25 protein-coding genes and 1 riboswitch are annotated in these 21,763 nt (G+C 34.7%); of the genes, 11 read left to right on the forward strand and 14 right to left on the reverse strand.

From position 1 onward, the window contains the following. Window positions 1-18: 18 nt before the first annotated feature. Window positions 19-1,200: an MFS transporter gene (locus ACX9TM_RS03965; RefSeq protein ID WP_065212395.1), complete on the reverse strand. Its 1,182-nt coding sequence runs from the start codon at window positions 1,198-1,200 to the stop codon at window positions 19-21. A 140-nt stretch (window positions 1,201-1,340) separates the two neighbouring features. On the opposite strand from ACX9TM_RS03965, the gene ACX9TM_RS03970 reads away from it, so the two are divergent. From ACX9TM_RS03970 to ACX9TM_RS04005, 8 genes are all read left to right on the forward strand, one after another. Further along, window positions 1,341-1,802 carry a MarR family transcriptional regulator gene (locus ACX9TM_RS03970; protein WP_000679681.1) on the forward strand — a complete coding sequence of 154 codons (462 nt, stop codon included), beginning with the start codon at window positions 1,341-1,343 and terminating at the stop codon, window positions 1,800-1,802. A 128-nt stretch (window positions 1,803-1,930) separates the two neighbouring features. Next, window positions 1,931-2,785, forward strand: a complete 855-nt coding sequence (locus tag ACX9TM_RS03975; RefSeq protein WP_000892677.1) for a patatin-like phospholipase family protein — start codon at window positions 1,931-1,933, stop codon at window positions 2,783-2,785. 196 nt (window positions 2,786-2,981) lie between these two features. Further along, window positions 2,982-3,377 carry a hypothetical protein gene (locus ACX9TM_RS03980; RefSeq protein WP_063220045.1) on the forward strand — a complete coding sequence of 132 codons (396 nt, stop codon included), beginning with the start codon at window positions 2,982-2,984 and terminating at the stop codon, window positions 3,375-3,377. A gap of 81 nt (window positions 3,378-3,458) precedes the next feature. Then, on the forward strand, window positions 3,459-4,532 hold the full coding sequence (locus tag ACX9TM_RS03985) for an ABC transporter permease (protein ID WP_000280225.1): 1,074 nt from the start codon (window positions 3,459-3,461) through the stop codon (window positions 4,530-4,532). Window positions 4,533-4,541: 9 nt separating this feature from the next. Continuing rightward, the gene (locus tag ACX9TM_RS03990; RefSeq protein ID WP_063220046.1) at window positions 4,542-5,774 is read left to right on the forward strand and encodes an ABC transporter permease; all 1,233 of its coding nucleotides are present in this window, start codon (window positions 4,542-4,544) and stop codon (window positions 5,772-5,774) included. Then, complete coding sequence (locus ACX9TM_RS03995; protein ID WP_063220047.1) at window positions 5,775-6,425, forward strand: ABC transporter ATP-binding protein; 651 nt, start codon at window positions 5,775-5,777, stop codon at window positions 6,423-6,425. Between the two features lie 8 nt (window positions 6,426-6,433). Continuing rightward, the gene (locus ACX9TM_RS04000) at window positions 6,434-6,661 is read left to right on the forward strand and encodes a hypothetical protein (RefSeq protein WP_002195168.1); all 228 of its coding nucleotides are present in this window, start codon (window positions 6,434-6,436) and stop codon (window positions 6,659-6,661) included. A 55-nt stretch (window positions 6,662-6,716) separates the two neighbouring features. Continuing rightward, a complete protein-coding gene (locus ACX9TM_RS04005; RefSeq protein ID WP_000576483.1) occupies window positions 6,717-6,989 on the forward strand; it encodes a hypothetical protein in 273 nt (90 codons plus the stop codon). 25 nt (window positions 6,990-7,014) lie between these two features. Here the strand turns inward: ACX9TM_RS04005 and ACX9TM_RS04010 are convergent, their stop codons facing one another. The 4 genes from ACX9TM_RS04010 to ACX9TM_RS04025 form a co-directional block, all read right to left on the reverse strand. After that, entirely contained in the window at window positions 7,015-8,010 is a 996-nt protein-coding gene (locus tag ACX9TM_RS04010; RefSeq protein ID WP_001054980.1) for an ABC transporter permease, read from the reverse strand. Continuing rightward, a complete protein-coding gene (locus ACX9TM_RS04015) occupies window positions 7,994-9,481 on the reverse strand; it encodes a sugar ABC transporter ATP-binding protein (protein ID WP_063220073.1) in 1,488 nt (495 codons plus the stop codon). Before ACX9TM_RS04015 ends, ACX9TM_RS04010 begins: the two co-directional genes overlap by 17 nt. After that, the gene (locus ACX9TM_RS04020) at window positions 9,478-10,590 is read right to left on the reverse strand and encodes a sugar ABC transporter substrate-binding protein (RefSeq protein WP_016125488.1); all 1,113 of its coding nucleotides are present in this window, start codon (window positions 10,588-10,590) and stop codon (window positions 9,478-9,480) included. Before ACX9TM_RS04020 ends, ACX9TM_RS04015 begins: the two co-directional genes overlap by 4 nt. A gap of 88 nt (window positions 10,591-10,678) precedes the next feature. Beyond that, a riboswitch (SAM riboswitch) is annotated at window positions 10,679-10,784 on the reverse strand. A gap of 88 nt (window positions 10,785-10,872) precedes the next feature. Next, window positions 10,873-12,174, reverse strand: coding sequence for an NCS2 family permease (locus tag ACX9TM_RS04025; protein ID WP_000482713.1), 1,302 nt, complete (start codon window positions 12,172-12,174; stop codon window positions 10,873-10,875). Between the two features lie 202 nt (window positions 12,175-12,376). Between ACX9TM_RS04025 and ACX9TM_RS04030 the strand changes: the two genes are divergently transcribed. The 3 genes from ACX9TM_RS04030 to ACX9TM_RS04040 all read left to right on the forward strand — a co-directional run bounded on the left by ACX9TM_RS04030 (window position 12,377) and on the right by ACX9TM_RS04040 (window position 14,426). Then, window positions 12,377-13,243 (forward strand): SDR family oxidoreductase, encoded by an 867-nt coding sequence (locus ACX9TM_RS04030; protein ID WP_001136261.1) that lies wholly within the window; start codon window positions 12,377-12,379, stop codon window positions 13,241-13,243. Between the two features lie 66 nt (window positions 13,244-13,309). After that, a complete protein-coding gene (locus ACX9TM_RS04035) occupies window positions 13,310-14,071 on the forward strand; it encodes a L,D-transpeptidase (protein ID WP_025709928.1) in 762 nt (253 codons plus the stop codon). A gap of 103 nt (window positions 14,072-14,174) precedes the next feature. Next, window positions 14,175-14,426 (forward strand): hypothetical protein, encoded by a 252-nt coding sequence (locus tag ACX9TM_RS04040; protein ID WP_000834195.1) that lies wholly within the window; start codon window positions 14,175-14,177, stop codon window positions 14,424-14,426. 13 nt (window positions 14,427-14,439) lie between these two features. Here ACX9TM_RS04040 and ACX9TM_RS04045 read toward each other — a convergent pair whose 3' ends face one another. The 9 genes from ACX9TM_RS04045 to ACX9TM_RS04085 all read right to left on the reverse strand — a co-directional run bounded on the left by ACX9TM_RS04045 (window position 14,440) and on the right by ACX9TM_RS04085 (window position 21,709). Beyond that, the gene (locus tag ACX9TM_RS04045; protein ID WP_001246640.1) at window positions 14,440-15,381 is read right to left on the reverse strand and encodes a carbohydrate kinase family protein; all 942 of its coding nucleotides are present in this window, start codon (window positions 15,379-15,381) and stop codon (window positions 14,440-14,442) included. Continuing rightward, the gene (gene scrB, locus ACX9TM_RS04050) at window positions 15,378-16,853 is read right to left on the reverse strand and encodes a beta-fructofuranosidase (protein ID WP_000049750.1); all 1,476 of its coding nucleotides are present in this window, start codon (window positions 16,851-16,853) and stop codon (window positions 15,378-15,380) included. Before scrB ends, ACX9TM_RS04045 begins: the two co-directional genes overlap by 4 nt. Window positions 16,854-16,870: 17 nt before the next feature. After that, window positions 16,871-18,247 carry a sucrose-specific PTS transporter subunit IIBC gene (locus ACX9TM_RS04055; protein ID WP_000367320.1) on the reverse strand — a complete coding sequence of 459 codons (1,377 nt, stop codon included), beginning with the start codon at window positions 18,245-18,247 and terminating at the stop codon, window positions 16,871-16,873. A 135-nt stretch (window positions 18,248-18,382) separates the two neighbouring features. Then, a complete protein-coding gene (locus ACX9TM_RS04060; RefSeq protein ID WP_001140401.1) occupies window positions 18,383-19,369 on the reverse strand; it encodes a LacI family DNA-binding transcriptional regulator in 987 nt (328 codons plus the stop codon). Window positions 19,370-19,486: 117 nt separating this feature from the next. Further along, window positions 19,487-19,702 (reverse strand): DUF1540 domain-containing protein, encoded by a 216-nt coding sequence (locus ACX9TM_RS04065; RefSeq protein ID WP_001115482.1) that lies wholly within the window; start codon window positions 19,700-19,702, stop codon window positions 19,487-19,489. Between the two features lie 72 nt (window positions 19,703-19,774). Beyond that, a complete protein-coding gene (locus ACX9TM_RS04070; protein WP_000738435.1) occupies window positions 19,775-20,230 on the reverse strand; it encodes a thioredoxin family protein in 456 nt (151 codons plus the stop codon). Between the two features lie 12 nt (window positions 20,231-20,242). Next, window positions 20,243-20,662 carry a disulfide formation protein C gene (locus ACX9TM_RS04075; RefSeq protein WP_000532265.1) on the reverse strand — a complete coding sequence of 140 codons (420 nt, stop codon included), beginning with the start codon at window positions 20,660-20,662 and terminating at the stop codon, window positions 20,243-20,245. Between the two features lie 165 nt (window positions 20,663-20,827). Beyond that, a complete protein-coding gene (locus tag ACX9TM_RS04080; protein ID WP_001195459.1) occupies window positions 20,828-21,076 on the reverse strand; it encodes a YhdB family protein in 249 nt (82 codons plus the stop codon). Between the two features lie 120 nt (window positions 21,077-21,196). Further along, window positions 21,197-21,709, reverse strand: a complete 513-nt coding sequence (locus ACX9TM_RS04085) for a PCYCGC domain-containing protein (RefSeq protein WP_000761036.1) — start codon at window positions 21,707-21,709, stop codon at window positions 21,197-21,199. Window positions 21,710-21,763 lie beyond the last annotated feature (54 nt).

Here is a 21,763-nt window from a genome sequence, read left to right on the forward strand (position 1 = left end):
CCGACCTTTTTGGGGGCTCTATTTTGCTTTTTGTACAGAATGAAAACTTAGCATTTTCATTGTATATAAGATTACAAGTAAAAACATAATTGCGCCTAGGAAGAAAATCCAAAAGTAATTTTGGTTAAATAAAAGAAATCCACCTATAAGTGGCCCTGTGCCCATACCAAGATAGCGGATGAAGTTGTACATACCGATAGCTGTTGCGCGTTCTTGTACGAATTCTTCTGTTAATAAAGTAGTGTGAGTTGGCATAGAAAGTCCCATACTAAAACCGTACAAAGATGTAACGATAATAATGAATGGGATATTGATGCTATATGTGAAAGAGAATAAAACGACACATATAATATTGAAGAAACTCGTAATAAATAAAGCTTGCTTTGTTGTGAGTCGTTTTTGCAAAAACTTGTAGCAAAAACTTCCTAGCATGATAGAAAGAGACATTGGTACAAACATAAGACCAATTTTATTTACAGTTAAATGAAATGAATTTGTTAAAATACTCGGTAAAAAAACGAGAAAGCAAAAGTAAATACAAAATTGAATGAAGCCAATAAGAGTAATAGAAAATCCAGTTTTATTTTTTAAGATAAGAGAGTAATTCTTTTGTGCTTTAGATTGTTTAATTATATTTGGCCTTGTTTCTGGGAGTAGTGAAATGTTTATAATTAATAAGATAATGCCAAGTGTAGATAAAAAGAGAAATACAGATAAGTGACCATTTATACTGCCAAGATAACCACCTATGAGAGGAGCCATTGCAGGTGCGAGGGCAAGTAACATTTGGTATAGGCTCATCGCTTCTCCGCGTTCTTTTCCTTCAAATAAATCGCCGATAATCGTTGCTGAAACTACAGGTATAGCCGCTATTCCTATAGCTTGAACAGCTCTAAAAAAGAGAAATAAATAAATGTTTGCCGAAAAAGCACATCCGATTGAACCAATTGTACTAATGACTAAACTAGGGATAAGGACAGATTTTCTCCCTTTTGTATCAATTAAAGGTCCATATACGAGCTGCATAATTGCAAGAACGAATGTGAAAAGTGAAACTGTTACATTTACAAGATAAAGAGAAGTGTGAAAAGAATTTTGAATCATCGGTAAGATAGGTGTGTAAATATTTTGAGCGAAGGAACCGAGTAAGGCACTAATACAGACAACATATAAAATGAAAGTTAGTTTAGATTTTTTCATCTTGTTAACCTCCTTGTAATTTAGTTTCCTTGGAAACTAAATTTATTTTAACATGATTTTCTTACTTGTAAAGATGAAAAAATGGTTTTAAAATGGTATATAGTTAAATTGTTTCTTTGGAAACTTAGGAGGCGAACGGATTGAAGCATGCAACGAAGCAAATGGAAATACTGTCGGACATTCGTACACTTTTGCATAAAAAAGAAGAACATTTAAAACGACAAAATGAGAAGTTTCTTCGTGAGACAGGCGTAAGTAGTATGTCTTTATCTGAGTTACATGTAATCGAATGTATCGGAAAAAATGGTTTGATGAATGTAACGGCAATTACGACAGAAATGGGCATGACGAAGGGAGCAATCTCTAAAATTTGTACAAAGTTGTTTCAAAAACAATTCGTTGAGAAGATGCAAATGTTAGATAATCAAAAAGAAATCTTCTTCAGCTTAACGGAGAGTGGGAATGAAATATATAAAGCTCATGAAAAATTGCATAAGCAAGCTGAAGAAAAGTGGTTGTTACTTTTAGATGGATATACGAAAGAAGAGCAAGACTTTATTCAAAGGTTTATAAAGGATGTCTCCGGTCATTTGGAAATATAATTGGAAGAAAAAACTCCTTTTTCTCAAGTCTTTTAAATATAATTTCTGAAAGAACTCATATATAATAGAAAAAGATACTTAACATGGTGAATAATTAAAGAGTCAATATATATAGAGGAGAGAGTAACATGCTTGAAAATACGGGGTTAGTATTAGAAGGCGGCGGTATGCGTGGTGTATACACGGGCGGGATATTAGAATACTTTATGGAACAAGATTTATATTTTCCATATGTAATCGGTGTATCAGCTGGTGCTTGTCATGCAGCGTCGTATCTTTCCAGACAAAGAAATAGAAATAAAACGGTCAATATTGATTATGCATCACATCCGAAATATTTATCGTATAAAAACTTATGGAGAAAACGTCAGCTATTTGATATGGATTTCATTTTCCACGAAATCCCAGAAAAGCATGTGCCGTTTGATTTTGAAACATACTTTAATAGCCCGGAACGTTTCCTTGTAGGAACGACGGATTGTGAAACAGGGCAATCAGTTTATTTTGAAAAAGAAGGCACGAATGATGATGCGCTAAATTTATTACAAGCGTCTAGTTCATTGCCTTTCATTGCACCAGTAGTAAATTATCGTGGCAAGCAACTGTTAGATGGCGGGATTTCTGATCCAATTCCAGTTCGTAAAGCACAGGAAGATGGATTTAAAAAATCAGTCGTTATTTTAACGAGAAATCATGGCTACGCGAAGAAAAAATCAAAGTTTGGATGGGTTGCAGCGAAAGCTTATAAAAAATATCCGAACCTTGTTAACACGATGCTAAATCGTTATGAAGTGTATAATGAAACACTTCACTATATTGAAAAAGAAGAACAAGCTGGCAATTTATTTGTTATTCGCCCAGAAGTGCCGCTTCAAGTAGATCGTATGGAAAAAGATACAGCAAAACTACAAAATTTATACGAGCAAGGCTATGAAGATGCAAAGAGGCAATTTGCAGATTTGCAGGCGTTCTTGCAAAAATAAATATTAGGCTGTGGAGAAGAATTTCTCTGCAGCCTTTTTATATTGCTACTTATACGTTACTTTTTAAAAATGTATGAATGTTTAAGTGTTTAAAGAGTTTGTAAAACATCGGGGTTTCTTGTTGAGGAGAATTTATTTGAAGGATATTATGATGATGTAGCGCTACTAAAATATTAAATTTATGAGGTGATTGTTAATGAAAGGAAAACTTTTTTCAATTACGACTTTAGTATTATTAGCAACATCAATCTCAACAAGTGCATTCTATCCAACTCTAAGCGGTCACAAAAGCGGTAACCTACTATCTTATAGAGCTCAAACTACTACGAATCAAAATGCATCTCGTTGTTCAGTAGCAATTTCTTTTATTAAATCAAATGGAAATAATTCATATATTGAAAGCGCTTCAGACAAATTAGGGTCCCATGAATCTGGAAGAGCATTAAACGCAACTGTGAGTAATGGTGCATATAACGCCTTTGGTGCAAAAGGACTATACTCGGAGCATTATGCAAATGAGAATAATGACTATCAAGAAGATACACACAAAGGTACTTTTGATAGTAACGGTAACTTACGATTACAGTGGTAAAAAGCATTAAACAGTTGTCTTTATAAATATTTGGATAAGGAGATGTTCATCATCTCCTTCTTATTTAAAAGGAGCACAGACATGTACCTAGCTTTTAAAAATATAAAAAGCAATAAACTGTTTTTCTTAATTCTCCTTATGTCATTTTTTATTTCTTTTCTTTCTATATCAATAGCCGCACTTTTAACAGAATCTAAACGAAACTTTATATCTGCTTTTCAAATCGGTTTTCCAGAGAAGAATCAAATTTTAACTGTTCCGATAGCGAATGCAACTGAATTGGAAGAGATAATTCCTTTCATACAAGATATTTTTGTTAAAAGTGATATTTATGTAGAGCATTTAAAAGCATTAAATAGTTCAGGGGCAACAAAGATTATAGCTGTGAACTTAAAAGATGATTATTATTGGAAGCCATATATTTCTGAAGGACAATATTTTCATCGTGAAAATGTAAACAATATGGTTGTTGGCGATCAAACGAATGTAGAGGAGTTATATGAATTTGATGATACATATAAAAAAATAGGAACTATATCAAGAAAAGACAGTGACGTCGGTGTAGCAGGTATATACGTTCCACTTCAAAACTTACCTACTATATCTAAAAAAGGTATTATCGCGAGTAAACAATTACAATTAACAGTTGTTAATCCTACATCATCTATTCATAACGAAATAAAAAAGTTTATGGATAGGAGTAAAGAAGTGCTTTCGGGAGATGTTCAAATACTGAATGAACGAGATCTTCAGGAACTACATGTGACACATATAGATCCAGCAAATAAGTATTATTATAAATTCATTCTTGTTGCAATTGTTTCTGGCATTTCTGCGGTTTTATTTTGGATTTATAAAAAAGAAAGAGAGATTTCATTAAAAAAAGCAGTAGGTGCTTCTAATATATCTATTTACTGCGAACTATATATTCAAATTTTGTTTATTTCTCTAGTGGCGATGCTGTTGGTTTTTCTGGTGTTAGAAATGTTTTCTGGAACAATTCATACGTATTTTCAGACATACTTATTAAAACCGTTAACACCATATGTATTGGTATGTAATATTGTTTTTATAATTTTTCTTACAATGTTTGTTACTGTAATTCCAATCAAGCACATTATAAATATATATCCCGGAAAACATTTAAGAACGTAGGAGGTCTTCATGTTTTTTATATTTGATTCTATACGGTCTGTGAAAAAACGGTTATTACCAAGTTTGATTATAGTAATTTCTTTAATTATTGCATTTTCTTCAGCAATAGAATTTGTTAGTAATCTTTCGGGATATCGAAAAATGATGACGGTAGCAAATAATTTATCGACTCATAAAAATTTTTATGAACTTTATGCGACGCAAGATATAACATTGTTTAGCGAAGAAAAAGCAAAAAATGATTATCAACATTTCATGCAAGGGTTATCTAATACGATACCAATAACAAATAAAACAAATTATTTGTTCCGTAACTATTCACTTAGTTTAAAAAAAGAAAATGGAACGATAAAGACTCTTATTGTTGATAAAGATATTAATAAGTACTTTCATATACGAATTTCACAAGGCAGATATTTTGAGGAATCGGAATTTCATAAATCAGTATTTGATATTAGACCTGTTATATTAGGGGCTAATTATATAGAAAAGGTATCTATTGGTGATGTTATACCATCTGGAAAAATGAAGCTAAAAGTAATTGGCTTTTTAGAAAAAAATTCACCATTTACATATCCTCGAAGTGGTGAAATATCGGATAATCGTATTACATTATTAGATGACATGGCGATTTTACCAATTGGAACAGAAGAAATAGAGTTCTATAGTGTAGAACTTTTATACAATGGGTTAATTATAGAAACAAAGGAGCAGATAAATATAAATGAATTTCAAAAGAAAGTATTAAAGGTAACGGAAGGTAAGGGTTATTCGTATTATGTTACAAATCCGAATAAATTGTTAGAAAATGAAAAACAAGGTATTGATAATATGTCATACCCCTTATTATTAAGCGGTACAGTCTTATTTTTTTCATTTCTATCTATTGTATTGACATCAATGGCAGCACTTTATATGGAACGTAAAAATATTTCTATTAAATCAGCGTTAGGTGCAAGCACTTTTCAAATATGTCTTCCATTTATTATTGAGTATATGTTGCTATTCGTTTTAGCGATATGTATAGGAATAATGTATTTTCAATGGGAGAATAGCGGAGTAATTGAAATTCAGAAAGGGCTAGAAAATAGTATAGTATCTTTCTTTGGAACGTTAAAAGTCTCTATAGAATCATTGGTTGTTATAGGTGCTTTATCACTTGTAATGATCCTCGTTATATATGCAATCATTTATTTCAATGTACTAAAAATAAAAAATACATATATGAAAGAGGTGTTATAGATGATTCAGCTCGCAAATGTGGCTAAGGGCTTTGGAAAGAATAATTTTAGTGCTTTAAAAGATATTAATCTTACAATAGAAAAAGGCGAAATGATAGCCATTATGGGCCCCTCTGGTTCGGGGAAGTCTACTCTCCTTAACATTATTGGCTTAATCGATACCCCCTCTGCTGGAAAGTATTTTTTAGATGGAATGGATACGAGTACATTAAAGCAAAACTATCATAAGTATAGAAACACGGAAGTTGGATTTGTGTTTCAAAACTTTTCGCTACTCGATGATTATACGATTATTGAAAATGTAATGCTTCCACTTGTATATAGAAGAATTTCTCATAAGAAACGTATGCAAATATCAAAAGAAATGCTGAAAATGGTAGGGCTTGAGAGGCATATTAACAAATATCCTTACGAGTTATCAGGAGGAGAACAGCAAAGAACAGCAATAGCAAGGGCTTTAGCACAAGATACAAAAATTATACTTGCTGATGAACCGACTGGTGCTCTTGATCAAGAAAATGGGGAAAAAATTATGAGTATTTTACAAGAGATTAATAAAGAAGGAAAAACAGTGCTAGTTGTTACACATGATCAAAAGGTAGCTGCATATTGTCAGAGGACGATACGGTTACTTGATGGTTGTATGGCATAATATGGATAATGTTATGTGAAGAGGTGATACATATGGAAAATGTATATAAAGGACTTAGGCATACCGGATTTACTGCAATGCTTATTTTTGGAGGGGTATTTCTACTTCGCTGGCTCATACATGATGAGATGCTACTGGATCAGCTTATTGGATTTAGTGTAGGAATGGTAATGGTTGTTTCGTCAGTTTCCATTCAAAAGTATAGTAAAGAATTACAGATGAATGAGAAATATTAATAATTTTTAATTGCTGTTATCTTTTTCATAGTTTAGGAATAGTGGAGGCTTTCGTGTGATTTTCTTATTTGTAGTATATTTTGTTTTCATTATGACGTTGGTAATTACGTTTCTTCTTTCACAAAAGTCATATAAGAAGCCTGTTATTAAATATATACCAACGTTAGTATTGTTTATTTTGGCTTTCATTTCTTCTGCTATGTTTGTATTGAATAATGGAATGGGAGAGCTGATGATATCGGTCTCTTTAGGGGTTGCAGCGATAGTGAACGGTCTTTTACTTCTTGTTTTGAAAGTAGTTCGTGTGATTGTTGCAAAGGGAAAGTAGAGCATCGAATTCGATGCTCTACTTTTTATTTACGCTTCTTTTTAATAAATGAAAAGGCTAAAGCTGTAATTAAAATGCTGCCTTTAATGATATCTTGTGCATAATAAGGGACGTTCATCATTGTGAGTCCATTTAATATAATTCCAATTAATACCGAGCCGAGGAATGTTCCGACTATATTTGGTTTTTTGGCACCGAACATTGCGTAACCGATATAGGCAGCTGCGACTGCATCCATTAATAATGGAGCACCAGCTGAAACTTGTCCTGTTCCAACGCGGCTGCATAGAATAATGCCGCCAATAGAAGCTAGTAAACCACTAATCATATAAGCATATACACGGTAACGATCAGTAGGAATACCGGCTAATCTAGCAGCTTCTCGATTCCCACCAGTCATATAAAAGAAACGACCGTACGTTGTTTTTTCTAAAAATAGATGTGCAATTAAAACGACAGTAAGCATGATAATGACAGGGACTGGAATTCCTAAGACGGAACCTTGACCGATAAATAAAAAAGATGGAATAAAATGTCCTGTTGCACCGGACATTCCTTCATAAATTGAAGATCCTTTTGAAAATGTTAAGTGTAGTCCATTGACGATATACATGATACTTAATGTAGCTAGTAAATCGGGTAGTTTAATTCGGATAACGAGTAGTGCATTTAATAATCCAACTAATAACCCGCAAAGAATAGGAACAAGGAGTGTGACTAATAGTTCTTGTCGATATAAAACGAGACAAGAAGCAGCTGCAATTGTTGCTAAACTAGCGGTGGAGCCGACTGATAAATCAAACCCATCTACAATCAATGTAAAGGTAACGCCGATTGCAAGTAACGTTACGATGGAAATAGAACGTAAAATATCACTAATATTGTTATATGTTAAAAAAGAATCATTGACGATAGAGAAAAAAATTGTAACACCTATAATAATAGCAATTGTACTAAATTGATAAAAAAGATGAGTAGGTAAATATAGTTTCTTAGTTTTCGTTTTATGAACGAGATTCAATGGAATAGCTCCCTTCAGATAAATGTAAAAGCTGTTCAGGAGATAGTTCGTTTGGTAAGTATTCACCTACAAATTCTCCGTTTGCCAGTATAAGAATGCGATCAGCGATATGCAACGCTTCATCTTGTTCTCCTGTGAAATAAATTACGGAACTTCCGTTTTCTGTAATGTTGCGAATGAATTGAAAAATGTCTTGTTTCGCAGCGATGTCTACACCTTTAGTTGGCTCGTCTAAAAGAAATAGATTAGGTTTGAATCCACTCCACTTTGCAATTGAGACTTTTTGTTGGTTTCCACCGCTAAGTGAATGAATAAGTGCCTTTGGGTCATTTGGTGAAATACCGAAAGAAGAAATTGCTGTAGTAGCATCATTTAATTCGGTTTGTTTTCGTTTCCAACCTGATTGATGTAAATTTGTGTGACTTATAATATCTTCCGAAAGAAATACGCCTTGTTTTCTTCTTTCTTCTGGTACAAGTGCGATTTTCGCTTTAATCGCATCTCGTGGTGTTTTAATCGTTAGTTTTTGACCGTCTATTTCTGCGTGATAAGTATGAAGAGCACCAAATAACGTTTCAGCAAGTGTTGTTTTTCCACTTCCAATTAATCCGTATATCACAACAGTTTCTCCTTTTCGTATTGTAAGAGAAAGGGGAGAATGACCTTCGTGTAATAGAAGCTCTTGTACTTTAAATAGTTCCTCGCTCCCGGTTTTTGGTGCGGTATTAATAGGAAGTGTAAGTTGTTTTCCAGTCATCGCTTCCACAATTTGTTGATCTGTAATCGTTGTAATGGTTTCAGAAAGGGCAACTTGACCGTTATGTAATACAGTTACATCATCCGCGAAATTTCGAATCTCTGATAAACGATGAGAAACTAAAAGGATGCCAATTCCTTTTGATGTTAAATCTTTTAATAGTTTCCCAAAGGTTTCAACTTCTTTTGGTCCAAGAGAAGAAGTAGGTTCATCTAATAAAAGGTAATTTGTATTGTTAGATAAAGCTCTTGCGATAAGAAGTAATTGTTTTTCATGTAATGAACAGTTTGAAACATCTTCCGAAACATTTAAATTTACCTGTACAGTTTGCAAATGTTGTTTAGCAAGTGCGACTAATTTGGACTTTGAAAATAGTACTTTATTTTGCATTGCTAAATGATCGATTAGTACATTTTCTAATACAGATAATCCGGGAATAAGTCCGTGATCTACTTCTTGTGTTACGAAAGAAATGCCATGTTTTTTTGCATCGCGCGGTGAAGTAAAGGAAACAGACTGAGTATCAATTTTTATATCGCCAACAACTGGTTGAATTTCACCAGTTGCTATTTTTAGTAAAGTACTTTTTCCTGCACCGTTCATGCCTAGTAAAGCGTGTACTTTTCCTTTTTGAATATGAATAGAAACATCTTCTAGAACAGGTGTAGCGACATGATAAGAATGTGTAATGTTTTGAAGAGAGAACGTCATCATTTTTTCTCCTTCTCTAATTTTTTCATCCAAGGGGAATATGCATCTTTTGAGTCTCCCCAACCGTTTATATATTTTGATAACTGATCCATTGTTATATTTTCTTTTGGTAAACTACTTTTCTTTACTAAATAAGGTTCTAGTGAATAAATATCTGGCGTTTGTTCACCAGCAATTTTTTTGTATAAAAATCGTACTTGAACCTTACCTACTTCAGCTGGATCAGTTGCAGCTGTAGCAGTCCAAGGTGAGTTTTCTTTTTGCATGAGTTGTAAATCCTCATTACTTAAGTCAATGCCATATACTTTTATATCTGTACGACCAGCTTGTTCAAGTGCTTTAACAGTCCCTTTAGCAAACTCATCCCACGAAGCGAAAATAGCTTGTAAATCGCCTTTTTTCGGATATTTCTTTAGTAAAGCTTCTACTTGTGTTTGTGTATCGAGTGGCGTGTTATTACTAGCAGTACCGAATCTTGCGACTTCTTTTATATTTGGATACCGTTTATAAAAAGCATCAATGATAACATTGCGACGTTCCATTGGAGCAAATCCGCCGACCCATACAACTGCGATATTTCCTTGTCCATTCAAATCTTCCGCTAACGTTTTTAATGATTTCCATGCAAGACTATAGTCATCTTGATCAATAATTGTCACACCTGGCAAGCGTAGATCGTTATCGAACGCAACTACGGGAATGTTCGCTTGTAACGCTTTTTCTACTCCAGGTTTTAGTGCTTCAGAACGGCCATGATCAATTAAAATACCATCCACTTTTGAGTTAATAGCAGTATCTAAATTTGCAGCCATTTTTGCTAAATCGTTATCAGAATTGTAGACTTGTACACTGCCGCCAAATAGCTCAACTTGTTTTTTGACACCCTCAATATATTGAGAGGAAAAAGTTCCGATGGACATTTGCATAATTAATGCGATTTTTAATGGCTTCTTCATTTGGCTTGGAATTTCTGTTTGTAATTGATTTTCTACCGTTGTAGTCGCCTTTCTCACAGTTTGTTGCTTTTGTGAAGAGATAGTATCTTGTTCATTTGTACAAGCTGCTAATGTAAATAAGAGAAAAATAAGTACGATGGAACATAATTTTTTCATAAAAAAATCCCTCCTAAACTAAAAAGAGAGAGGAGGGAGTGAAAATAAAAAACGCCTTTTCATATAGAAAAGACGCCTTATCATATTACTCTTATCTTTCAACACAATGTGTTGTAAGAATTAGCACCGTGCCCATAAATGGGTCGGTTGCCGGGCTTCGTAGGGCTCATCCCTCCACCTGCTCTTGATAAGACATCCGATATTTAACTATTTTGAATTATTCCACAAACGAATGGTATTGTCAAACAGTATTTATAAAAAAATCCCTCAGGAAGAGGGATTTTAATGTGGTAAGAATATCAATTGATAAGCAAACAAAATTCCAAATACATATACAAGTGGGTGAACAGCACGGAATTTACCTTTTGCCACTTTCATAAGTGGGTATGAAATAAATCCAAGTGCGATACCTGTTGCGATACTTGATGTAAGTGGCATGCTTAAGATTACTAAGAATGCTGGGAATGCTTCATCAAATGCGTCCCAATCGATGTGGCGAACTGAACCCATCATAAGACTACCAACGATAATTAATGAGGGTGCAGTAATAGCTGATACACCAGAAACAGCACTTACTAATGGGCCGAAGAATGCTGCTAGTGCGAATAGAACCGCTACTGTAACAGTTGTTAAACCAGTACGACCACCAGCTGCAACACCAGCAGATGATTCAATGTAAGCTGTTGATGGTGTCGTTCCGAACATAGAACCAATAGTTGCTGAGAATGAGTCAGATAGAAGAGCTCGTCCTGCTTTTGGAAGCTTTCCGTCTTTCATAAATCCACCTTGTTGTGCAACGCCAAGTAATGTACCTGTTGTATCGAATAGTGTAACAAGGAAGAATGAGAATACAACGCCGTATAATCCGTAGTTAATTACGTCAGATACAGCAGTAATTGGATTTGAAACGATAATTCCTTCTGGTAAACCAGGCATTGATGTAACACCGTTTGAGAATGATAATTGTCCCGTGAAGAAAGCGATAATACCAGTTAATAGCATCCCGATAAATAGTGCGCCATTTACATTTAAAGACATAAGGACAATTGTAATTCCAAGTCCAGCTAATGCTAGTAGTACTGGAGCAGAGTGAAGATCACCAAGTCCAACTAAGTTTGCATCATTTTTTGTAACGATACCTGTTAAACGTAAACCGATAAAGGCGATAAATAGCCCGATACCAGCAGTAATTGCATGTTTTAAGTTTTCAGGAATTGCTTCCATTAATTTTGTACGGAAAGATGTAAATGATAGCAAAATTAAAATCATACCTGCTACGAATACAGCAGAGAATGCAATTGCGAAAGTCATGCCTTCATGCGCTTTTACAACAGAGTAAGAGAAGTAAGCATTTAATCCCATACCTGGCGCGATTGCGATTGGTAAGTTTGTAAAGATTGCCATAAATAATGTTCCGACAACAGCAGCGATAATTGTTGCTGTAAATGCTTGTTCAAATGGAACACCTGCATCTCCAAGGATAACAGGGTTTACGACAATGATATATGCCATTGTTAAGAAGGTAATAATACCTGCCATAATTTCAGTTTTAATAGAAGTTTTATGTTTTGAAAGGTTAAACATATAAACATCCTTTCTGTTTACGAATAATTTTCACAACAGTTATATATAATATTCGTTTTTTATCTATTTTGCAATAGTTTTGCATAAAAAGTTTATAACAATTCATATTTTGTGTCTTAAATTCGAATATTAATCGTAAAACGATGTGTGAATTTCAGCTTTTTATTGTGCACATGCTAAGGAAAAGGAGTTGAAAGCAGCTATGCCACAGCAAAAAAACTTTATAACAATGCCTGCGCAACATCAAAATAAGCAGCCAGGTATTGAATCATTAATGAGCCCCCTTCCGCAGTTTGAAGATGCAAACTATAAAGGAAGTGAAAAGTTAAAAGGGAAGAATGTGTTAATTACGGGAGGAGATAGCGGAATTGGACGAGCAGTTTCCATCGCTTTTGCAAAAGAGGGAGCAAATGTTGCGATTGCTTATTTAGATGAGGAAGAAGATGCAAATGAGACGAAACAACGTGTTGAAAAAGAAGGTGTAAAGTGTGTATTGTTGCCGGGGGATTTGAGTAATGAACAGCATTGTAAAGATATTGTGGAAGAAACCGCCCGGCAGTTAGGTAGTTTAAATATTTTAGTGAATAACGTTGCACAGCAATATCCGCAGCAAGGGCTAGAGTATATTACAGCAGAACAGCTAGAAAAAACATTTCGTATTAATATTTTTTCTTATTTTCACGTTACGAAAGCAGCCCTTTCTCATTTGAAGAAAGGGGATGTCATTATAAATACGGCATCTATCGTTGCATATGAAGGAAATGAAACGTTAATTGATTATTCCGCAACGAAAGGAGCAATCGTAGCTTTTACAAGATCACTTTCTCAATCGTTAGTGCAAAAAGGGATTCGGGTAAATGGTGTTGCACCAGGCCCGATTTGGACACCGCTTATTCCATCGAGCTTTGATGAGAAGAAAGTCTCTCAGTTTGGGAGCAATGTTCCGATGCAACGGCCTGGTCAACCATATGAGTTAGCGCCGGCATACGTATATTTAGCATCTGGTGATTCATCCTATGTTACTGGGCAAATGATACATGTAAATGGGGGCGTTATTGTAAATGGATAGTTTTCATTTATAAGAGCAAAGTAATGTTAATTCCACTTATTATAGGGAGCGCTAGGGGGGATATAGCTGAAAAAGTTATGTTTCATCATACTATTATTTTTCATCCTACCGGTTAGTGCTTTTGCTAATACAGATCATTTAATATTAGTAAATCTTACGACGAACCAGTTGTCTTTTTTTGAAAATGGAAATTACACAAAAACATTTCCAGTAACGACTGGAAGAGATCGTACACCTACGCCTGAAGGTAATTTTTGTATTATAACTAAATTTAAAAATAAAGAATACCATCGAAAAAAAATACCTGGGGGTGCACCGAATAACCCTCTTGGTACGAGGTGGCTTGGACTAGATAAGAATGAATATGCAATTCACGGGACGAACCGGGAATGGACGATTGGAAGTAGGGAATCAAATGGCTGTATTCGTATGCATGACAGGGATATACAATGGTTATATGACCGAGTACAATTACAAACAAAAGTAATCATTTCTCGTTTTCATACGAGCCCCGAATATGAAGCGAATAAGCTTGGTTATCGCGTTGTGAGCTGGAATGGTCGAAAAATAGAAGAAGAACAAATTGGAGTACTTACGCTAGTAGACCGTGCGGATATATATTGGCAAGAACCAAATGGACAGTTAACGAAAGTGAAAACGGTATTGCCAAATGAAAGATATCCAGTGTACTCAAAACGAAAAGATGGAATATATTATATAGGAAACAATTCGTATATTATAGATGAAACAGGAGAGAAAGTTCGTTACGAGCAAATTCCTTCTTCGATTTTAAGTAATATATATAAACGGAAATACAATGTTCCGTAATGGCTACCGTATTATAGACGGTAGCTTATTTATACTTGGAGTTTAACTGCAACTATTGTATTTTGCTGAATATAATACAGTACAGATAGGGGGCGGTTATATTATGAAAAGTGAATTTGCGTTTAAAGTTTTCTTAGTAACGACCTGTTTATTTATCGTGTATTTATATGCGTTTCTCGTCTTTTCTTTTTATGTTCCATATGTTGATTTAATATTATTCTTCGGATTTATTTGGGCGTTTGTGAAAGCGAGGGAAGGAGAGAAGAGTATATATCGGCGCATTACCCTATGCGGGACGGCCGTTCTCGTTATTTTGTACTTTTTTATTATGCATGATTTTTGGAGAGGAATGTAAAAAAAGCATACGATTAATCGTATGCTTTTATATCTGTTAATGATGGAAGAGAGGCAATTGCACCGTAATTTGTACATGTGATAGCGCCTACTTTATTTGCAAAGGAGATAAATGCTGTTAAGTCTTTGAAATGATACGAAAGTGTATGTTCACTTTGGGCAATCTGATATAACATTGCTCCAACGAAAGCGTCACCAGCACCAGTTGTATCGACTTGTTGAATGGAAATAGAAGAGACAATAGTTTGACCTTCATTTGTCGCAAGAAGGGTACCGTCTTTTCCAAGTGTAATAGCTACTACTTTTGCGCCATAATTTAATAATTTGAGTGCAGCTTGTTGTAAATCACTCTCTTTAGAGAGCATAGTAGCTTCCTCTTGACTTACTTTTACGAAGTGTGCATGTTTTATAAAGGTTAGACAATCTTGAGAGAATTGTTCTGTATTTGTAATGAGTGCACTTCGATAATTTGGATCAAAAGAAATGAAATGGCCTTTATCTTTCGCATATTGTAACAACTGAAAATACGTTTCTTTTAATGGGCTTGATAGTAAAGCTGTCGCTGAACCGAAATGTATTAAATCATTCGTTTGTATTTTTGATAAATCAATGCTATTGAATTGATATTCACCATCTGCACCACGCATAAAAGTAAAATCACGTTCGCCATCTTGATCGATGGATACGAATGCAAGTGTTGTTTGTTTATCTTTTATGAGCATGGATGTATCGACTTGCGCACGCTGTAAAGTTTGTTCAAGAAACTCACCAAATGGGTCGTTTCCTACTTGCCCCATAAATGTAGCGTGTCCACCTAATTTTGTAATCGCAGCAGCAACGTTAGCGGGTGCTCCACCAGCTTTTTTTTCGAAATCTGAACCGTTTACTAAAGAAACATTAGTATTTCGGCACACAAAATCAATTAATAGTTCACCTATACAAAAGACATTTCTCATACAATCCCTCTTTTCAGCTTATATTGTGTGATGGTAAAGTTTAGTTTTGCATCTGAAAAGATTGCGATATGATGTTTCATGTCTTTTCGAGGAAAAACTCGGGACGTAAAGACTGTTGAACCATCGTATAAGAAAATTTCCACGATGCTTTTATCTACAAATATTTGTAGTTCTATCGTATCTTGAATATCGATTTTTTTACAGCGTTCAAATCCATATTCTCCGCCAAATTGATGGTAGAAGTTGCCCCTGTCTATAGAAATAGTACCTTGTTCCCGATTAAATGTAATGGGGAAACATTCCTCCTCATTGTGGAAGAGAGAAAGACCAAACCGTTTTGCATCTTCTGTTTTAAGTGTAACAATTAATTCATAGGAGTCTTCATCATCAAGCGTTGATAATACATTTAATCCGGCTGTTATATCTCCTGAAATGTCTTTTTTTGTTGTTCGTAGTTTTGTTAATTCTGAAACTGGTTTTTGTTTTAAGATGTTATCTTCTAATGTTAATTCACGTGGAAGTGTTAGGCAATGAGCCCACATATAATCATCAGAAGGATATGTGATTTCACTTGATCCTGCCCAAGCAAACAATAGGCGACGACTAGTAGAGTCTTCTAAAGTTTGAGGGGCATAAAAATCGAACCCTTTATCAGCTTCGTAATAGGAATCAACATGGAAATATAAATTTTTAATATCGAAATGGCCTATAGCATAAACGACATTGTATACATTGTGAAAGTTTTCTCCGTCTTTTTCAATTCCTTGCGGTGAAAAGAGAAGTACATCTTTCCCTGATAATTGGAAGTAATCGGGGCATTCCCACATAAATCCGAATTCTTTTAAGTTTGTTGTAATCTCGCCTTGGAAATGCCAATTGTATAGGTCTTGTGATTTGTATAGTAATAGAGTTCCTGTTTTATTTTCACGTTGGGCCCCGAGTAACATATAGTACATATCATTATGTTTCCAGACTTTTGGATCACGTACATGTTTTGTATATCCGTCAGGAATTATATCAATAACAGGATTATTACTATATTTCGTCATCGTATATTGTGAATCCATTGTTGCCATACATTGTTTTGCATCACGGGAATCATCAGGCTTTTTTATATTCCCTGTATAAAGTAGATGAAGAAGGCCATCTTTTACGATAGCACTACCAGAATATGCACCGTGTGATTCATAGCTTTCAGTAGGGATGATGGCTACAGGCATACGCTCCCAGTTAATAAGGTCTTTTGACCTCACATGCCCCCAATGCTTCATTCCATGAATGGGACCAAATGGATACCACTGATAAAAAACGTGATATTCATCATTGTAGTATGATACACCGTTAGGATCATTCATTAATCCAAATGGTGGGTGGATATGATAAATTGGTTTCCATGAATCTTGGTTTGCAATTTCATATAAAGAATGTAATTCGTCTTTATTAGATTGCAGTATTGTTTTATATTTTGACATAGGTTTTCACCCCGTTATTATTTACTTTCTTTATATAAAATGAATGTGGCAACAAAAGCAGTGATAACTGCAATAGCGAAACCAATTATATAGTGAATCATGTTCATCATGCCAAGAGGTGCAACAATTGTAAGCATCGGAATACCTGTTAAACCGTATGCATTAGCCGCTACTTGCATCCAAACAACGTAAGCGCCTCCAATTGCGCCGCCAATAGCTGCTGCAATAAATGGTTTACCAAGTTTTAAATTGACACCAAAAATAGCTGGTTCTGTAATTCCTAAAAATGCTGAAGCTGCTGCTGGAATTGCAATTTCTTTCGTTTTTTTGTTTTTGGTTTTGAAATAGACAGCTAAAGTAGCACCGCCCTGTGCAACGTTCGCCATTGACCAAATAGGGAGTAAGAAATTGACACCGATATCTTTATTTGCGAGTAAGCCCGCTTCAATAGCGTGGAAGCTATGATGTAAGCCAGTAAGAACAATTGTTGAATACAACCCACCGAATATAAGTCCAGCTACTGGCCCTGCAAATTGATAAATTGTATTTAAAAGGTACGTAATGCCGTCACCGATTTTATATCCAATTGGTCCGATAATAATAAGTGATAAAAAGCCAGTTATAATAATTGTTAAGAATGGTGTAACTAATAAATCTAAAGAGTTCGGAACACGTTTTCGAAGTTCTTTTTCAATTGTACTCATAACATATACACATAATAAAATAGGTAAAACAGTACCTTGATAGCCAATCATATCAATATCCATACCAAGGAAATGTAAAACTGTGGGTTTTGCATTTGAAAGAGTCCAAGGATTTGTTAAGCTTGGGTGAGTTAATATACCACCAACAACTGCACCTAAGAAAATGTTTCCACCAAATTCTTTAGCGGCACTAACTCCAATTAAAATGGGTAAAATGATGAAAGCTGCACTTGAGAACATATCAAGTAATTGGATAAGTGAGTGATCTCCAGGAACTAATTTAAACGCTTTCAACATTCCGAGTAGACCCATAAGTAAACCGCTTGCAACGATAGCTGGAATAATTGGAACAAAAATATTAGATAGTGTCTTTGCTAGGCGGGCGATAGGATTCATTTTTTTCTTAGGTATATCGTTTGATGTTGTAGAATCTAGTTCGGCTATTCCAATTAGTTTTGAGAATTCATCATATACTTTGTTTACTATGCCAGTTCCAAAAATAATTTGATATTGCTCGGTCGTTGCAAAAGCACCTTTTACTCCATCGATGTTTTCGATTTCTGCAGCGTTTATTTTCGTATCATCCTTTAATATAAGACGAAGGCGAGTCGCACAATGTGTGGCACGAACAATGTTTTCCTTTCCACCAATATTCTGTATTACTTGAGTTGCAATTTGTTTCATATCCATAAAAATTCCCCCTTACTATAAATTCTCTTTTATGGAACCGGTTCCGCAATAAGTTAAAATAAAAAACAGGGAAATGATGTTGAAAATCCTGTTTTTAAAATGTGGAACCGGTTTTAATTTTATTATAGAGCGCCTTTATATTTTGTCAACGCTTTCTTGGATTTTTAATGTATAACGGGAGTGTAATATTTTTGGTATAGTTTTGTTTTCAACAAGCTGTGAAAGAGAAGTGGCAGCAAGCTTTCCAGCATACTCATAGTCAAACGCAATTGTCGTTAAACTAGGGTGTACCATTTCTGAAATATCATATCCACCGAATCCTGTTACAGAAATATCACCTGGTACAGAAAGAGAGTGGGAGTGAATGACTTTCATTGCGCCAAGAGCGATGTTATCTGTAGCACATACGATAAGAGTTGGGCAATTATTATCTAAAATATGTTGTACTTGTTTCATGGCATCTTCTATGCGGAAAGTTGTTTCGTAATATGAAACGTTGCAAGTCGGTTCTAAATTTTCAATTGCTTTTTGAAAACCATTTTTTCGATTTATTCCAACAGAAATATCATCTTTTTCTATCCCTAAATAGGCAATATGTCGATGGCCTTGCGATAAAACGTATGCCCCTAACTCATAAGCTGCATCATAATCATCGTGAACGAGGCAATATTGATCTTTATATTCTTGCCCGACGAATAAAATAGGGATGTTTGAATTAGCCATAATTTTTTGATGTTCATTCGTCAATGTTTTTGTTAATAAAATAATGCCAGCTACCTTTTGTTTTATAAAGTTTTCAATTGCTTGTATTTCAGTTCCGGTTGTTTGATTTGCATTTGCTACAAGCATTTGATAGTTATTTTCCTGTAATGTTTTATCGATCCCGATAAGTGTTTTCATTGTAGCGAAGGAGTCTAATCGGGGGATGATGACACCAATTAAATTTGTTGTTTTTGCTTTTAAACTTTGAGCAAATGTATTGGGAGAGAAATTTGTTTCTTGAATAATACCTTCGATTTTAAGTTTTGTTTTATCACTTACATATCCGCCGTTTAAGTAACGAGAGACTGTGCTTTTTGCAACTCCAGCCAATTTGGCGATATCTGCAATTGTTTTAGCCATAGTATTTCACCTTCGTATTCATAAAAATGTTAACTTTATTATAGGGAGAATTAGAGATGACGTAAACAAGAAGAGGGAAAGAAAAGACCACCTCACGTATATGAGGTGGAATAATTGTTAATATCTAGGCTTAAATGTATGACAACAAGTCTCTACACTCGTTGCTACAGAACTTTCTAGCGTCTCGTTTGTTAAAACAGCAGCTGTATATGAATCATTTTCAGTTTGACCAGTTTCATCTGCATCAGGCTGAACGATGATCGCACTTGCTTGACAAAAGTTACCTTGTCCCCAAAAAGAACAGTTGGAAACAGAACATCTTACTTCTGGCATAAAACCCCCTCCTTATACATTAGTGTGGGATTTTACGCCCATTTCATGTGTAGAAGGAGTTTCCTTTTCTAATTACTTTTTCGTTTGTTCAAGCCATTCTTTTAATTTGTCTTTCGGCTGTTCACCGCTAATACGGCTCACTTCTTTGCCATCTTTAAAATGAATGATTGTTGGTGTACCTTGAATTTTATATTCATCCCAAGGAGCATCTAATTTTTCAATATCCATAACTTTCATATCAACGTTCAAGTCTTTAGCCATTGGCACTACGACAGGAGATAATTTTTGGCAATGAACGCAAGATGTTTGATAAAAGTATACTGTTTCTTCTTTTTTCTCTTTTAAGTTCTTTTGAAGATCTGAAAGAGAAATTTTATTTGTGTAGTAGTCAGGACCATCTGTTTGACTACCAGTAGCATTATCAATTTTTTGGCTAGTTGAAGCGTTTTTTTCTTCCATTTGTGTTACAGCGAAAATTGCCGCAAACAAGGCGATAATAATACCACCAAATATAAGCATTTTTTTCATTCTTTCATCTCCTTATTTGTTTTTGATGACAATAAAGCTACAAACAGCGATTGTAATAAAGCCGATAAGTGCTAAAAACGGGATTGTCACAAAACCGAACCAGTTTATGTATTCTCCCGTACATGGTACACGTCCACAAGCTGCCCCAGCAGCTGAAAATGCTGCGACTTTTTGAATTGCATAGTGATATAAAGAAATACAAGCACCAATAGTTGCGATTGGTAAAGAATAACTTGCAATGCGATAATCTTTCTTTGCTACAGCGATACCAAGCCATAAAACGAATGGATACATAAAAATACGTTGATACCAACAAAGAACACAAGGCTCAAATTTCATGATTTCGGAAAAGTACAGACTTCCTAGTGTAGCGATAAAAGAAGCTCCCCATGCGGTAAGTAAAGCATATTCTTGCTTTTTTTCTCGTCCCATATTTTATACCTCTCTTATAATAGTTACATACTAAATTATAGTATGAAGTAGTATGGAAAAGAAAGAAAAAATATGTTTATCAATAAAAGTTTTATAAGGAGAAACTTTTATTGATATAAACATTTTAAAAAAGCGCCATTCTCCGGAAGAGAATAGCGCTATATTTTACATTTGAATTTGTTCTACTTCTTCTACATGCGACTTTTGGGATGCGTGGTCAATATATTGAAATAGGAGCTGCAATTGTTTATCAACTTCTGGAAGTTCTTTACTGTATTGATAAGCGTGTAAAAAATGCTCAATACGTTTAGAAAATAATTGATCGTTCGTTTGAACCATGAGAACGAGTAATTTATCCCAATTACAGCAATACGTGTAATAGAGAGCTTTATCATAGTCGTTATATGTTTGCACTGTGTACCCTCCTTACCGAGAGTTATATATAGTGTGTGATAAGTAAGGGGAAATACACTTGAAAGAATTTGTTAAGAAAAAAAGTGAATGAAAAGAAAAAACGAGGAGTTTCCTCGTTTTTTAAGCTTTTGGCATTGGCGTAGGTGTTGGTTTGCCATAGCCTTCTTTGTATTTATTATCGATATAGTTACGAATTTCAAGCGTTGATTTTCCTTTTTGTTTCATGGAAGCAGATTCAACTGCGATTTCTAGGCAATTGACGCAAGTCGTTGCATGGGAGTCCCAAACAACTTCACCATTCTTTTTAATTTCACGAATAAAGCAGTTTTTATTATTTTTATGTCCTACACTTTCACCGCAACCACAATAGCATGGAATCCAATCTAATAGTTCTGCATTTTGTCCAGCGACAGTGTAGATATCTTTCATTTGTGGATCAAGCTTGTCTAGGAAGGTAGGAAGTGTGTCGACTCCTTTTGTTTTCTCTTGAATGTCAGCTTGCTGAGTGTGCGATGCGTGGTCATGTTCTTCTTTTTTTGATTCAGAAGATTTTTGGTCATTTGTACTAGTACTTCCGCATCCAGCAAGAATTAAGCTTAGTACTGCAAGTAAAGAAAATACATACTTTTTCATTCGCTTGTCCCCTTTATAAATGTATTAATCAAATTGTATCAGACTAAGGGACAC

This window comes from Bacillus sp. LH1, from assembly GCF_057924895.1.